The organism is Arthrobacter sp. efr-133-TYG-120, assembly GCF_030209785.1.
In the GTDB taxonomy this organism is placed as follows: Bacteria; Actinomycetota; Actinomycetes; order Actinomycetales; family Micrococcaceae; genus Arthrobacter.
The window spans coordinates 18475-31509 of record NZ_JARVRI010000010.1; the positions used below are offsets into that span (position 1 = coordinate 18475).

Sequence of the window (13035 nt, forward strand, 5' to 3'; positions counted from 1 at the left end):
TTTCCCAGTTTGGGCCCGTAAAATGGTCCGAATCCCATTTTCCGAGGAAAGGTTGAGCGAGTCGTGCGACGTCGCGATGCACGCGTACAAGAGCCCGGCACCCTTGGTGCCCGCGGCGCTGCACGCCACGGGGAAGCTCCCGGCACCCCCCGCCACATGAATGCTCCGAAGGGCCTCCCGCTCTGGCTCAAGGTCACTGCCGTGACGGTGTCAGTGCTGTTGGTTGCCGGTATCGCTTTCGCCGCCTACTGGGTCATCCGCTTGCAATCGAACATCAGCAAAGCACCGTTGTCGGCGGGCGCCACGAGAACCGAAGCCGCGGCCAACGATGCAACGGACCGCCTGCAGATCCTCATCCTCGGGTCCGACACGAGGGATGGCAAGAACTCGCAATACGGTTCAACGCAGGATTCCACCGGTTACGGCCAGTCAGACGTCATGATGCTGCTGGACATTTCAGCGGACAACAAGAGAGTGAGCCTCACGAGCTTTCCCCGTGACCTCCTGGTGAATGTCCCGTCATGCACTGATCCCAAGACCAATACCGTGTATCAACCCCACTCGAACGTCATGATCAACTCGGCCATGGCAGAAGCCGGGATCGGTTGCGCCGTGGACACAGTCAACAAGCTCACGGGACTGCAAATCGACCACTTCATGATGGCTGACTTCAACGCCGTCAAGGAGCTGTCCAACGCCGTAGGCGGAGTCAATGTGTGCGTGAGCGACGCCGTCTACGACCCCGATTCCGGACTCCGGCTCCCCAAGGGAACATCGAGCGTCCAAGGGGAACAAGCCCTGGCCTTCCTCCGTACCCGCCACGGTTTTGGCGATGGAAGCGACCTCGGCCGTATCCAGGCGCAGCAGGGTTTCCTCTCCTCGCTGACCCGGAAGATCAAGTCTGATGGCACGCTGGGCAATCCGCAGAGCTTGCTGTCCATTGCCGATGCCGTGACAAAGAACCTGACCGTGGACGAAGGCCTGGCGTCCGTCCAGTCGCTCCTGACCATCGGGAGCCGCCTCAAGGACGTTGACTTGTCCAAGGTCGCGTTCGTGTCGATTCCCACCCAGCCCGCCGCCGTCGATCCCAACAGGCTCGAATTGGTTCAACCGCAGGCCACCCAGCTGTTCGCAGCCATGCGCGCGAACCTCGACCTGACCACCCCGGGGGCTACGGCCGCTCCCTCGGCCAGTCCCTCGCCTGCGGCCTCGGGGGCACCGTCCGGCAGCGCGGCGCCAGCGCCGAGCGCTCCGCCTGTTCCCGCCTATGACAAGGCCCTTCAGACAGTGACCGTTGCCGACGGAACAGGCATCGCATCCCGCGGCCAGGAGATCGCAGCCGCCCTGGTTGGCGGCGGATTCACGAAAGCCGCACACTTCCTCGCGGCTGCCGTTCCCAAGACCGTTGTGTATTACGGGGCAGGCTATGCCGACGTTGCGCCGGATGTCGCGAATCTCCTGGGGATCCCGGCCTCGCAAGTCGAACCATCCAACGGCATCGTGGGAGTCCAGGTCTATATCGGCAGTGACTTCGATTCGGGAACCAAGTACGGAGTTGCCTCCGTTCCGGCCGACGTCGTCAAGCAGACCGCAGGCGACGTGAAATGCCAGGCGGTCAACCCGGCACTCGTCGCGAGGTAGCTGCTGCTGCCTACCAGATGCTGACGCGGTCCTCAGGCGACAGCCACATTCCATCCCCGGCTTCCACCGCGAACGCCTCATGGAACGAATCCAGGTTCTTGGCGATGGCATTCGTTCGGAACTCGTTGGGGGAGTGCGGGTCCGTAGCGACGCGCCGGATGGCCTCCTCGGGACGGATGACTTGGCGCCAGCCGGCAGCCCAGGACATGAAGAAGCGCTGCTGTCCGGTCAGGCCTTCAAGGACCGGCGGCTCAGCACCGTCAAGGCTCAAGAGGTAGGCCTTGTAGGCTATGGTCAGGCCGCCGAGATCGCCGATGTTTTCGCCGAGCGTGAGCTTCCCGTTGACCTTGTGCTCAGGGGCGGCGTAGGGGGCAAGGGCGTCGAATTGGGCTACGAGCTTTGCCGCCAGTCCTTCGAACGCCTTTCTGTCCTCCTCGCTCCACCAATTCCGCAGCGCTCCGCTTCCATCGAACTGGGAGCCCTGGTCGTCGAAGCCGTGGCCGATTTCATGACCGATGATGGCGCCGATGCCTCCATAGTTGACCGCGTCGTCAGCTTCCGCCGTGAAGAAGGGTGGCTGCAGGATCGCGGCGGGGAAGACAATCTCATTCAGCATCGGGTGGTAGTACGCGTTGACGGTCTGCGGGGTCATGAGCCACTTGTCGAGATCGACCGGCTTGCCGACCTCATCGAGGTGACGGTCGACGTCGGCGTTGTGTGCCCGCTCGACGTTGCCCAAAAGGTCGCTCGGGTCAATCTCGACGGCGGAATAGTCGATCCACTTGTCCGGAAAACCGATCTTGGGCCGGAAGGCCTCAAGTTTTTTCAGCGCTTCCGCCTTGGTGTCTTCGCCCATCCAGTCGAGGGCCGTGATGCTCTCGCGGTAGGCCTCGATCAGCTTGGCAACCAGCGTCTGCATCCTGGCCTTGTAGCCTTCGGGGAAGTGGCGTTCCACGTAGATCTGGCCTACCGCCTCCCCAAGGGCGGCTTCGACGACGGCGACGCCCCGCTTCCACCGGTCCTTGTTCTGTGGAGTGCCGCTCAGGGTGGTGCCGTAGAAATCGAAGTTTGCGTCCACGAACGCCGACGAAAGATAAGGGGCGGCGGCATTGAGCACGCGCAGGGCCAGCCACTCCTGCCACGTGGCAAGGGACTCGGACTCGACAAGGGCGGACGCACCGGTGAAGAAGTCCGGGGTGCTGACCACCAGCTCGGTGTACTTGTCCGCTTCAATGCGGGCCGAATCGAACCATGCGTCAAGGTGTGGAAACAGTTCGCGGCCCTCTTCCGCGGTCTTGAGGTTGTAGGTCTTCTGCGGATCGCGCAGGGTGACGTTGTCCCAGTGGTGCGAAGCAAGGGCCTTTTCAAGGGCGACGACGCGCGCCGCGGCAGTGTCGGCGTCGGGAATGCCCGCCAGGCCGAAGAGTTTGGCGACGTATTTGGCATAGGCGCTGACGATGCCTTCGAACTTCTCGTCCCGGTAATACGATTCGTCGGGAAGGCCCAGGCCGCCCTGGCCGATGTACAACAGGATCCGGTCCGGGTTCCCGGCGTCGGGAGCGGGATAGATCGAGAAGAGGCCGGAAACATCCGAGCGGAACAGGCGCCCCGTCAGGGCCACCACTTCGGCCGGCGACGCCGTGGCAAAGACCTCCGCGAGCCGGGCGCGGATAGGCTCCATGCCCTTGGCCTCGGTGGCTTCCTCGTCCATGAAGCTGTTGTAGAGCCCGCCTACTTTGCGCTCGATGCCGCTGGCGTCTTCGCCCTTTGCTGCAGCTTCCTCGATGATCGCTTTGACTGCTAGTTCCGCGCCGTCGCGGAGCGCGGTGAAGGTTCCCTCGAGCGGTCGGTCGTCCGGGATGACCGTCGACTTCAGCCACGCCCCGTTGACGTGCTGGTAAAGGTCGTCCTGCGGCCTGACGCTTTCATCGATGTTGGACAGTGTGATCCCCGACTGTGGCACAAGAACTCCTTCGGACGACGAGCGGAACCGGCTCACTACCGTTCACGCGTCTGCATAGTGGACGTTGCTTCTGGTATTGCATTGTCATCATACGCACCCGTGTTACTGTGAAATGGTGCGTGCAGGAATGCTTCTCCTTAGCTGCCGCGGCGGGGCCTCGTAGGCGATCATTCGCTAGGCCAACCCTCGCTGCGGAGTTAGCTATGCCCGGCCAATCTTCCATCAAAGATTAAGAGAAAAGGCCCCAAGTCATGCGCAACGCACAAAAGCCCTCCGGAATGCCCATTCATCGGTACCTGCCTTTCCAGGAACAGATCAATGTCGAGCTGCCGGACCGCACCTGGCCGGACAAGGTCATCACCAAAGCTCCCCGCTGGTGCGCAGTGGACCTCCGTGACGGCAACCAGGCACTGATCGACCCCATGAGCCCGGCCCGCAAGCTGAAAATGTTCCAACTGCTGGTCAAGATGGGCTACAAGGAAATCGAAGTCGGCTTCCCGTCCGCTTCGCAGACAGACTTCGACTTCGTGCGGCAGCTCATCGAAGGCGGCCACATCCCGGATGACGTTTCCATCCAGGTCCTGACCCAGGCGCGCGAGCACCTGATCGAACGCACCTACGAATCCCTCGTCGGCGCCAAGCAGGCCATCGTCCACCTGTACAACTCCACGTCGGTCCTGCAACGGCGCGTCGTGTTCAACCAGGACGAGGACGGGATCCTGGACATCGCCCTCCAGGGTGCCCGCTTGTGCAAGAAATACGAGGAAACCCTCACGGACACACACATCACGTACGAGTACTCGCCGGAGTCCTTCACCGGAACCGAGCTCGAGTACGCAGCACGTGTTTGCAACGCGATCGCCGACGTTTTCGAAGCGTCCGCGGACAAGCAGGTCATCATCAACCTGCCCGCCACCGTGGAAATGGCCACGCCCAATGTCTACGCCGACTCCATCGAATGGATGCACCGGAATCTGCACCCGCGTGAAGGCATCATCATCTCCCTCCACCCGCACAACGATCGCGGCACGGGTGTTGCCGCCGCTGAGTTGGGCTACCTGGCCGGCGCCGACCGCATCGAAGGCTGCTTGTTCGGCAACGGCGAGCGTACCGGCAACGTGGACCTGGTCACCCTAGGCCTGAACATGTTCGTCCAAGGCGTGGATCCGATGATCGATTTCTCGGACATTGACGAAGTCCGCCGGACGGTCGAGTACTGCAACCAGTTGCCCGTTCCCGAGCGTTCCCCGTACGGTGGCGACCTGGTGTTCACGGCATTCTCCGGTTCGCACCAGGACGCCATCAAGAAGGGCTTCGAAGCCCTCGAGAAGGACGCCGCCGCCGCTGGCAAGGCCGTGGATGACTTCACCTGGCAGGTTCCGTACCTGCCGATCGATCCCAAGGACCTGGGCCGTAGCTACGAGGCCGTCATCCGCGTCAACTCGCAGTCCGGCAAGGGCGGGGTGGCGTACCTGCTCAAGAACGAGCACAGCCTCGACCTGCCGCGCCGCGCACAAATCGAATTCTCCGGCGTCATCCAGCACCGCACCGACACTGTGGGCGGCGAGGTCAGCGGTGCCCAGTTGTGGGCCATGTTCCAGGACGAGTACCTGCCGGCCAGCACGGCCGATGGCCAGTGGGGACGCTACTCGCTGGGTTCCATCCGCACCGAGACCGATGAGTCCGGCGAATTGACCCTGCATGCGGCCCTGCGCATTGACGGCACGGTGGTCCAGCGGACCGGCACGGGCAACGGCCCGATCGCGGCCATGCTGGACATCCTGCGTCAAGACGGCGTGGACGTCCGCGTCCTGGACTACTCCGAACATGCCCTTTCCGAAGGTGGCAGCGCCACTGCCGCAGCATACGTTGAATGCGCCGTGGGCGAGCGGGTCCTCTGGGGAGTCGGTATCGATCCCAACACGAGCACCGCGGCACTCAAGGCAGTCATCTCTGCCGTCAACCGGGCCATCAGGGCCGTCCGGGCATAGCCATTTGCCGTGCGGCGTCGTCAACACGGCGCCGCACGGCTTCGCCGGCCCCGAGAAGGTCCGGTGTGGTGCGAAGATTAACTGTGGCCAATCCTTCGTCGTTTGCAGCGCGGTCCTATCGGGACGATGCCGTAGTGCTGCGCACCCACAAGTTGGGCGAAGCGGACCGCATCATCACTTTGCTGACAAAGCACCACGGACAAGTAAGGGCAGTTGCCAAGGGCGTACGGCGGACCAGCAGCCGGTTCGGTGCCCGGCTGGAGCCGTTCATGGTTGCCGACCTGCAACTCGTTTCCGGCCGCACTCTTGACATCGTCACCCAGGCTGTCGCGAAGGGCGCCTATGGGAGCTCGATCGCTGCCGACTACTCCCGGTACACCGTTGCCGCCGCCATGACGGAAACGGCAGAAAAGCTGACCGACGCCGACGCCGATTCGGGAACCGCCCAGTACAACCTGCTTGTCGGGGCACTTGCCGCGTTGAGCCGTTCCGACCACCCGCCGGAGCTCATTCTGGACTCCTACTTGCTCCGCGCTTTGGCGACCGGCGGCTGGGCGCCCAGTTTCACGGATTGCGCCCGCTGCGGGGCGAGGGGTCCGCACACAGCCTTCTCCGCTCCCTTGGGCGGAATGATCTGCAACGATTGCCGGCCGCCAGGCTCGCCGGCACCCGCTCCCGAGACCGTCGTCCTGTTGGGTGCGCTGCTGACGGGGGACTGGGCCACGGCGGATGTGTCCGAATCCTTGCATCGCCGCGAGGCCGCCGGATTGGTGGCGAGTTACCTCCAATGGCACCTTGAACGAGCATTGAAGTCCCTCAAACATGTGGAGCGAAGCTGAAAGTGGCACTGGGAAAAAAGAAGACGGCAACGGCGCGGACCACCCCGGTGAGGGCCCCCTACCACCACCCTTCGGGCGCCAGGCCGCCGGCCATACCTGCAGAACTGATACCGCAGCACGTGGCCATTGTCATGGACGGCAACGGCCGCTGGGCGAACCAACGTGGACTCCCGCGCATCGAGGGTCACAAAGCCGGGGAGCCGGCCCTGCTGGATGTGATGGCGGGCGCGATCGAACTGGGCATCAAGTACGTCAGCGTCTACGCTTTCTCCACCGAAAACTGGCGCCGTTCTCCTGAAGAAGTGCGCTTCCTCATGGGATTTAACAAGGATGTGCTACGTCGGCAGCGCAATCAGCTTGATGAATGGGGCGTGCGGATCCGCTGGGCGGGACGGCGGCCCAGGCTCTGGGGCTCGGTCATCAAGGAGCTGGAAGAAGCCGAGGAGTACACGCGCGGCAACGACACGTGCACCCTGACCATGTGTGTGAACTACGGCGGCCGCGCTGAAATCGCCGACGCCGTGGCCGCGATTGCCCAGGATGTCGCTGATGGCCGCCTCAAGCCCGGCTCCGTCACCGAGAAGACCATCCAGAAATACCTCGATGAGCCGGATCTTCCGGATGTGGACTTGTTCCTGCGAAGCTCCGGCGAGCAGCGCCTCTCGAACTTCCTCTTGTGGCAATCCGCCTATGCGGAATTCGTCTTCATGGACACCCTGTGGCCCGACGTCGACCGCAGGACTTTGTGGGACGCCGTCGAGATCTATGCCAAAAGGGACCGCCGCTACGGAGGCGCGGTCGACGCTGCGGCACCCCGCTGAACGCGGCACCGACTTAGCGCGAGCGCACCGTGTTAACACGAGCGCGCCGTGAAACCGCTCAGTCCGGATAGGATGCCAACCAGATGGCCACGTCCCGGTAGGCCTGCTGCCGGACGGTACGCCGTGACAGGAATACATCGTGAAGGGCGCCTGGATAGCGGAAAACCGCCGTCCGGCGCCCGAGGCCCAGCGCCCGGCGGGCAGTCTGCTCGACGTCGATCACGGCGTCGACGCGCATGAGCTCCGCGGTCCACTCGGCCTGGATCCGAGTCCGGCCGGAAAGCAGCACGAGCACCGGAGCGTCGATATTGAGTTTGCGTTCGACGGCGGCGTGCCCGGCCAGGACTGCCTTTGTCCACCCTGCACGGATCGGGAAGGAAGCCCGGGGCCTCCATTCCGGATCCAGGGTCCATTCGCCGTGGGCCAGATTGCTGACGCTTTCCCAGTAGGCCGGCATCTCAGGGAAACGGAAGGGCCGTTTGGGATCGGTACGCGCAAACGGTTCCACCAGACGCATCGCCATGCTGCGGATCAGGCTGCTGCCCTGGAGTTCCAGCCACGGCGAATTCAACGTCAGGGTGGCAATACGGCCAGGATTCCGGTCAGCCCACAGCGCCGCGATCAGTCCGCCCAGAGAGTGGGCCAGGAGGTGGACGGTGGGTACCTCCGCGCTACCCGTCAGTTCGGCAACATCCTGCTGGATGGCACGAAGGGCGGCGTCAAGGTCTTCGTCATAGACCGAGAGATCGGTGGTGTAGCCGGGAGTCTGGCCCGGCCGCAGGCTCCGCCCGAACTTGCGCAGGTCAAGGGCATAGAAATGGAAACCCGAGGCGCCGAGGAACTCGGCCAGTTCTGTCTGCATGAAGTAGTCTGCCCAGCCGTGGAGGTACAGCACCACCCTCGGCGGCCCGGGGGTGACGGGCACGTCGCGCCGGCGCCGTCGTCGAGTGAATGCCGTCAAGGCATCCAAGAGTCCGTGCGGCGCCGTCTGCGTAGCGAGCGGGCGGACGTGCCGGACGAGGGTGGCGCAGACCGGACCCTCCTCGTCCGGTGGAAGTTCCAGCTCCAAGGCCTCGAAACCACCGCCCAGGAAGTCATGTTGCCAGACCGGCACCCCCAGTTCAGTGGTCATGGCGTTTCCCCCGCTTGTCCAAGTTCGTAGCCTGCCGGAGGTTCCGTCCGCGGCTCGTTGGTGATGTACCCGTGAATCCAACGCGCTAGCCTGTCGTAGGCATCGGCGCGCACCGGGCCGGCCGACAGGAAAACATCATGGAGGCCGCCGTCCACCCGTTCCAGGGTGACGGTCCGGCCAAGGGTCATGGCTCGGACGGCCATGGTGTTGACGTCCAGCACGGCGTCCGAATGCCGCATGGACTCCTGCCAGACCATGCCGTTGGCGCTCGCTCCGGAAATCAAGACCAGGATCGGGATGTCTATTCTCAGCCCCCGGGCTACCCTCGTGTGGCCGCTGAGGACCGCGCTGAGCCAACCGGCGCGCATGGGGAAAGCCAAAGGCGGGCGGTATTTATCGTCGAGGAGCCACTCGCCTTCGGCCGAGCTGCTGATGCTGCGGTAATAGAAGCCGCGTTCGGGCAAGCGCAGGATGGTCGTGGGCCGGAAGCGTGCCAGCGGCTTCACCATGGTCTGGGCGGCGCGGCGGACCACGGAACTTCCGTGCATTTCAAGCCACGGGCTATTGAGGACGAGGTACTGGACGGAGCCGGGGTGGCTGCTGACCCACAAAGCGGCCACGAGGCCTCCGGTGGAATGCCCCATCAGGGTCAACGAGCCGGGCTCCTGCCCATGCCCATCCGAAGAGCGGATCATATCGATGGCTTTGCTGATTTCGGCGTCGTAATCGTTCAGGTGCTCAACGTAACCGCCAGGCCTGTCCGCTTGCAGGCTGCGGCCATGGTTGTGCATGTCCAACGCGTAGAAATGGAAGCCTTGTCCCGTCCAGAACTCCGCCAAGGCGACGTTGAAAAAATAGTCGCTCCATCCGTGCAGGAACAGGACCGAACGGTTGGCGGACGGGGGAAAGCCACCCGGGCTGTCCGCGCCCTGGCGCGGGACATGCCGGACCAGCGTTGCGCGCCGGACGACGCCATCAGGTCCGGCCGCCTCGAAGGCGCAACTCTCGAAGTCCGCACCGAGGATATCGGTCTGCCACTCCATGGGAACAGCTTAGACACTCGCCGCGGCATCGCGCCCGGCTGCACGTCCGGAGAACAGGCAGCCGCCAAGGAACGTCCCTTCCAATGCCCGGTAGCCATGGATTCCTCCTCCGCCGAAACCGGCGGCCTCACCCGCCGCATACAGGCCGGGGACAGGAACTCCGGAATCGTCAAGCACGCGCGAATGGAGGTCCGTTTGAAGTCCGCCGAGGCTCTTACGGGTCAGGACGGAGAGCCGGACAGCCAGGAGCGGGCCGTGCTCCGGGTCGGTGAGCCGGTGCGGAGGCGCCACTCGCATGATCTTGTCGGTGGCGAAACGCCGCGCCGCGCGGATCGCGGCGAGCTGCGGGTCCTTGCCCAGTCCGCTTGCCACTTGCACGTCCCGATCGTGGATGAGTGAATCGAGCTGGGCGGGATCTATCAGCGCTGAACCCGTGAGCGCGTTCATTTTCGCGGCGAGCTCGGTGGCCGTCGCGGCGTGCAGGAAGTCCACGCCACGGTCCAGGAAGAGGCGCAATGGTGAATCGCTGCCTGGGTTGAGCCTGGAAACAAGAAGCCTGATGTCCTTGTCAGTCAGGTCCGGGTTCTGTTCGGAGCCTGACAGGGCGAACTCCTTCAGCGCGATGGTGCGGTTGCACACGAACCATGAATGTCCGTGTCCGCCCGCAAGGATGTGCCGGAGGGCGCCCAGTGAATCGAAGCCTGGAAACAGCGGGGCGGGCAACTGCCGGCCCGTCGCGTCAATCCACAGCGCCGACGGACCGGGGAGTATGCGGATACCGTGCGAAGGCCACACTGGGGAGTGGTTGTGGATACCTTCGGGGTAGTGCCACATGCGGTCGCCATTGATGAGCCTGCCGCCTGCGGCTGCGGCGGCGGCCAGAAACGCGCCGTCAACGGAGGCGGGTACACCGCTCAGCATATGTTCCGGCGCACCGCCGTCGGGCCATTGCCTCCGCACTAAAGTGTGGTTCCCGCCGATGCCGCCGGTCGTCACGATGATGGCTCCGGCGGTCGCCTCAAAGCGCTCGACGACGGTCCGGGACGATGCTTCGCCGCGTCCGGCGCCGGACGCCCCAAGGATCTCGCCGCCGACCCCGGTGACGCCGCCCGCCGTCGTCGTCATTTCCGTGGCGCGATGCCGGAAGTGGAGGGATATCCTTCCGCGGGCCACGCCTTCGTTCACTTTTGCCAGGAAAGGCTGCACGACGCCGGGTCCCGTGCCCCAGGTGACGTGGAACCGCGGGACCGTGTTGCCGTGGCCTTGGGGACCGTAGCCGCCGCGCTCAGCCCACTGCACCAACGGAAAGAGCCGCACGCCGAGCGATCTCAGCCAGCGGCGTTTCTCGCCGGCGGCAAAATCCACGTAGGCCTCCGCCCACAACCTGGCCCACGAGTCCTCCGGCCGGTCAAAGGCCGCGGACGCCAGCCAGTCGCCCAAGGCGAGTTCGGCACTGTCCTTGACGCCCAGCCTCCGCTGCTCGGGAGAGTTGACCAGGAACAAGCCACCGAAGGACCAGTGAGCCTGGCCGCCGACGGACGCGGACGGTTCCTGGTCCAGGACGGCAACCCGTTTGCCGTCGGCGTAGGCTTGGGCAGCGGCGACCAGTCCCGACAATCCTGCGCCAATAACGATGACATCGGCTTCGATGATTGCCTGGGAGTGAACTCCATCACGTGGATTGCTCGGCATTCGTACATGCTACCGCCCGGTAACCCGCTTGGTTTGGTGCGCGACCCGTAAACCGGAAAACTAGGAGCATGCGCGTTTACCCCACATTCTTCAAGCTGGCCTTCTCCTGGATGGATGCCGAAAGAGCCCACAAGATCGGCTTCCAGGCGATCCGCTTCGCACACCGCTCAGGCGCAGGACGCGTTTTGGCCAAAATGACGGCCCCGCACCCCTCATTGCGTACGGAGGCTTTCGGGCTGACGTTCCCGTCGCCCTTTGGCCTTGCGGCTGGCTTCGACAAAGAGGGCCACGGAATCGAGGCCCTCGCTGAACTGGGGTTCGGCCACGTCGAAGTGGGAACAATCACCGGCCAGGCGCAGCCCGGCAATGAGAAGCCACGGCTTTTCCGTTTGATCGAGGACAAGGCCGTCATCAACCGCATGGGCTTCAACAACGACGGCGCGGCGGCCGTGGCCCCACGGCTCAAGGCCGCTCGGGCGGCATTGCAGCGGACCCATTCAGGGGTTCGTCCCGTGATCGGAGTCAATATCGGCAAGACCAAGGTTGTCGAGCTCGACGACGCAGTCGAGGACTATCTGGTCAGTGCCCGCGGCCTGGCACCCGCCGCCGACTACCTCGTAGTCAATGTCAGCTCGCCCAACACTCCGGGACTGCGCCTGCTCCAGAACGTCGAAACGCTTCGCCCGCTCCTTCGCGCCGTCGGCGACGCCGCAGACGAATCGGCCGGCCGCCACGTGCCGCTACTCGTCAAGATCGCACCGGACCTGAGTGACGAAGACATTGACGACGTCGCCCGCCTCGCCTTGGACCTCAAGCTCGACGGGATCATTGCCACAAACACCACCATCGGCCGGGAAGGCCTGGTAACCGACCCGGGCAAAGTGGATGCGTGCGGTGCCGGCGGACTCTCCGGTGCGCCGCTCAAGGCGCGTTCGCTTGAGGTTCTGCGCCGGCTGAAGGCCGCGGTGGGGGAGGGCCTTGTGCTCATCGCGGTCGGCGGAGTGCAGTCCGCGGCCGACGTCCAGGAGCGGCTCGACGCCGGAGCAACCCTCGTGCAGGGTTACACGGCATTCCTTTACGAAGGTCCATTCTGGGCCGCCGGCATCAACAGGGCCTTGGCCAAACGGCGCAGTTAAGCGTGCCGCCAGGCAGGGAACCGATAACCAGACACCTGGACCATTCCTGAACAGCCAAGTGCGGTCAAGCAGAAGGACCCTGGAACAACTGTTCCAGGGTCCTTCTGCTTCGTCGGACGCTTGTCCTCGGGGATCGGGGGCCTTAAGCGGGGTACTGGCCTCGCTGTACCTGCGGCTTCGGCAGGCGCAAGCGACGGAATTGCAGGGAACGCATGCTGCCGTACCAGACGGTGCCCCGCTCGACGTCGCCGAACTTCTGCGTCAAGCCCTTGCGCAACTTGCGGGAAAGGATGAACACATCCGCGAACACCGCGAGGAACATGACCCAGAAGCCGATCAGGATATAGCTCAGGGCGTCGCTTCCTGACGGAATGATGAAGGAGATGACCACGAAAAGCAGGGCACCGAACATCAGGTACTCACCTAGGCTGAAACGGGCGTCGACATAGTCGCGCGCAAAACGCTTCTGGGGTCCCTTGTCCCGCAGCGGCAGGTACTTTTCGTCCCCGGTGTCCAGGGCCTGGCGCATTTTCTGGCGCTGATCCTGCACGGCAATGCGCTCGGCTTCCTTCGAAGCCTTGCGGTCCGTCGGGACGAGGGGGCGCTTACGGGCCGCTTCCTGTTCCTTGCGCTTGGGCGTGGGAGCGCCCTTGCCAACGCCTTTCACGGCAGCGTCGGCGGCAAGCTGGTCTACTTGGTCTTGAGCGCTCGGCTCATCCTTTTTACGTCCAAACACCACTACAGAATACCCCGCAGGAACCGCGCCAAAGTCGCCGT

Annotated in this window: 10 protein-coding genes; 5 read left to right on the plus strand and 5 right to left on the minus strand. The window is 64.1% G+C overall.

The window, feature by feature from the left end:
- Positions 1 to 63 precede the first annotated feature (63 nt).
- On the plus strand, positions 64 to 1641 hold the full coding sequence (locus QRN51_RS05775) for an LCP family protein (protein WP_284989009.1): 1578 nt from the start codon (positions 64 to 66) through the stop codon (positions 1639 to 1641).
- A gap of 10 nt (positions 1642 to 1651) precedes the next feature.
- Here the strand turns inward: QRN51_RS05775 and QRN51_RS05780 are convergent, their stop codons facing one another.
- Positions 1652 to 3604 (minus strand): M13 family metallopeptidase, encoded by a 1953-nt coding sequence (locus QRN51_RS05780; protein WP_284989010.1) that lies wholly within the window; start codon positions 3602 to 3604, stop codon positions 1652 to 1654.
- Positions 3605 to 3855: 251 nt separating this feature from the next.
- Between QRN51_RS05780 and leuA the strand changes: the two genes are divergently transcribed.
- The 3 genes from leuA to QRN51_RS05795 all read left to right on the plus strand — a co-directional run bounded on the left by leuA (position 3856) and on the right by QRN51_RS05795 (position 7255).
- Entirely contained in the window at positions 3856 to 5595 is a 1740-nt protein-coding gene (leuA, locus tag QRN51_RS05785; protein WP_284989012.1) for a 2-isopropylmalate synthase, read from the plus strand.
- Between the two features lie 83 nt (positions 5596 to 5678).
- Positions 5679 to 6434 carry a DNA repair protein RecO gene (gene recO / locus QRN51_RS05790; protein ID WP_284989013.1) on the plus strand — a complete coding sequence of 252 codons (756 nt, stop codon included), beginning with the start codon at positions 5679 to 5681 and terminating at the stop codon, positions 6432 to 6434.
- Between the two features lie 2 nt (positions 6435 to 6436).
- Positions 6437 to 7255 carry an isoprenyl transferase gene (locus QRN51_RS05795; RefSeq protein ID WP_284989015.1) on the plus strand — a complete coding sequence of 273 codons (819 nt, stop codon included), beginning with the start codon at positions 6437 to 6439 and terminating at the stop codon, positions 7253 to 7255.
- A 58-nt stretch (positions 7256 to 7313) separates the two neighbouring features.
- Here QRN51_RS05795 and QRN51_RS05800 read toward each other — a convergent pair whose 3' ends face one another.
- The 3 genes from QRN51_RS05800 to QRN51_RS05810 are packed head-to-tail and all read right to left on the minus strand — an operon-like array spanning position 7314 to position 11122.
- The gene (locus QRN51_RS05800) at positions 7314 to 8387 is read right to left on the minus strand and encodes an alpha/beta hydrolase (RefSeq protein WP_284989017.1); all 1074 of its coding nucleotides are present in this window, start codon (positions 8385 to 8387) and stop codon (positions 7314 to 7316) included.
- Positions 8384 to 9430 (minus strand): alpha/beta hydrolase, encoded by a 1047-nt coding sequence (locus QRN51_RS05805; RefSeq protein WP_284989018.1) that lies wholly within the window; start codon positions 9428 to 9430, stop codon positions 8384 to 8386. Before QRN51_RS05805 ends, QRN51_RS05800 begins: the two co-directional genes overlap by 4 nt.
- 9 nt (positions 9431 to 9439) lie before the next feature.
- Positions 9440 to 11122 (minus strand): FAD-binding dehydrogenase, encoded by a 1683-nt coding sequence (locus QRN51_RS05810; RefSeq protein WP_284989020.1) that lies wholly within the window; start codon positions 11120 to 11122, stop codon positions 9440 to 9442.
- 68 nt (positions 11123 to 11190) lie between these two features.
- On the opposite strand from QRN51_RS05810, the gene QRN51_RS05815 reads away from it, so the two are divergent.
- Positions 11191 to 12258: a quinone-dependent dihydroorotate dehydrogenase gene (locus tag QRN51_RS05815; RefSeq protein ID WP_284989021.1), complete on the plus strand. Its 1068-nt coding sequence runs from the start codon at positions 11191 to 11193 to the stop codon at positions 12256 to 12258.
- Between the two features lie 142 nt (positions 12259 to 12400).
- On the opposite strand, the gene QRN51_RS05820 is transcribed toward QRN51_RS05815, so the two are convergent.
- Positions 12401 to 12994 carry a DUF3043 domain-containing protein gene (locus QRN51_RS05820; RefSeq protein ID WP_059390007.1) on the minus strand — a complete coding sequence of 198 codons (594 nt, stop codon included), beginning with the start codon at positions 12992 to 12994 and terminating at the stop codon, positions 12401 to 12403.
- Positions 12995 to 13035: the final 41 nt, after the last annotated feature.

Bases quoted from the DNA above. Each gene is read 5' to 3' on its own strand.
- leuA (WP_284989012.1), top strand. From the start codon at position 3,856: ATGCGCAACGCACAAAAGCCCTCCGGAATGCCCATTCATCGGTACCTG.
- QRN51_RS05810 (WP_284989020.1), bottom strand. From the start codon at position 11,122: ATGCCGAGCAATCCACGTGATGGAGTTCACTCCCAGGCAATCATCGAA.
- QRN51_RS05815 (WP_284989021.1), top strand. From the start codon at position 11,191: ATGCGCGTTTACCCCACATTCTTCAAGCTGGCCTTCTCCTGGATGGAT.
- QRN51_RS05805 (WP_284989018.1), bottom strand. From the start codon at position 9,430: ATGGAGTGGCAGACCGATATCCTCGGTGCGGACTTCGAGAGTTGCGCC.
- QRN51_RS05800 (WP_284989017.1), bottom strand. From the start codon at position 8,387: ATGACCACTGAACTGGGGGTGCCGGTCTGGCAACATGACTTCCTGGGC.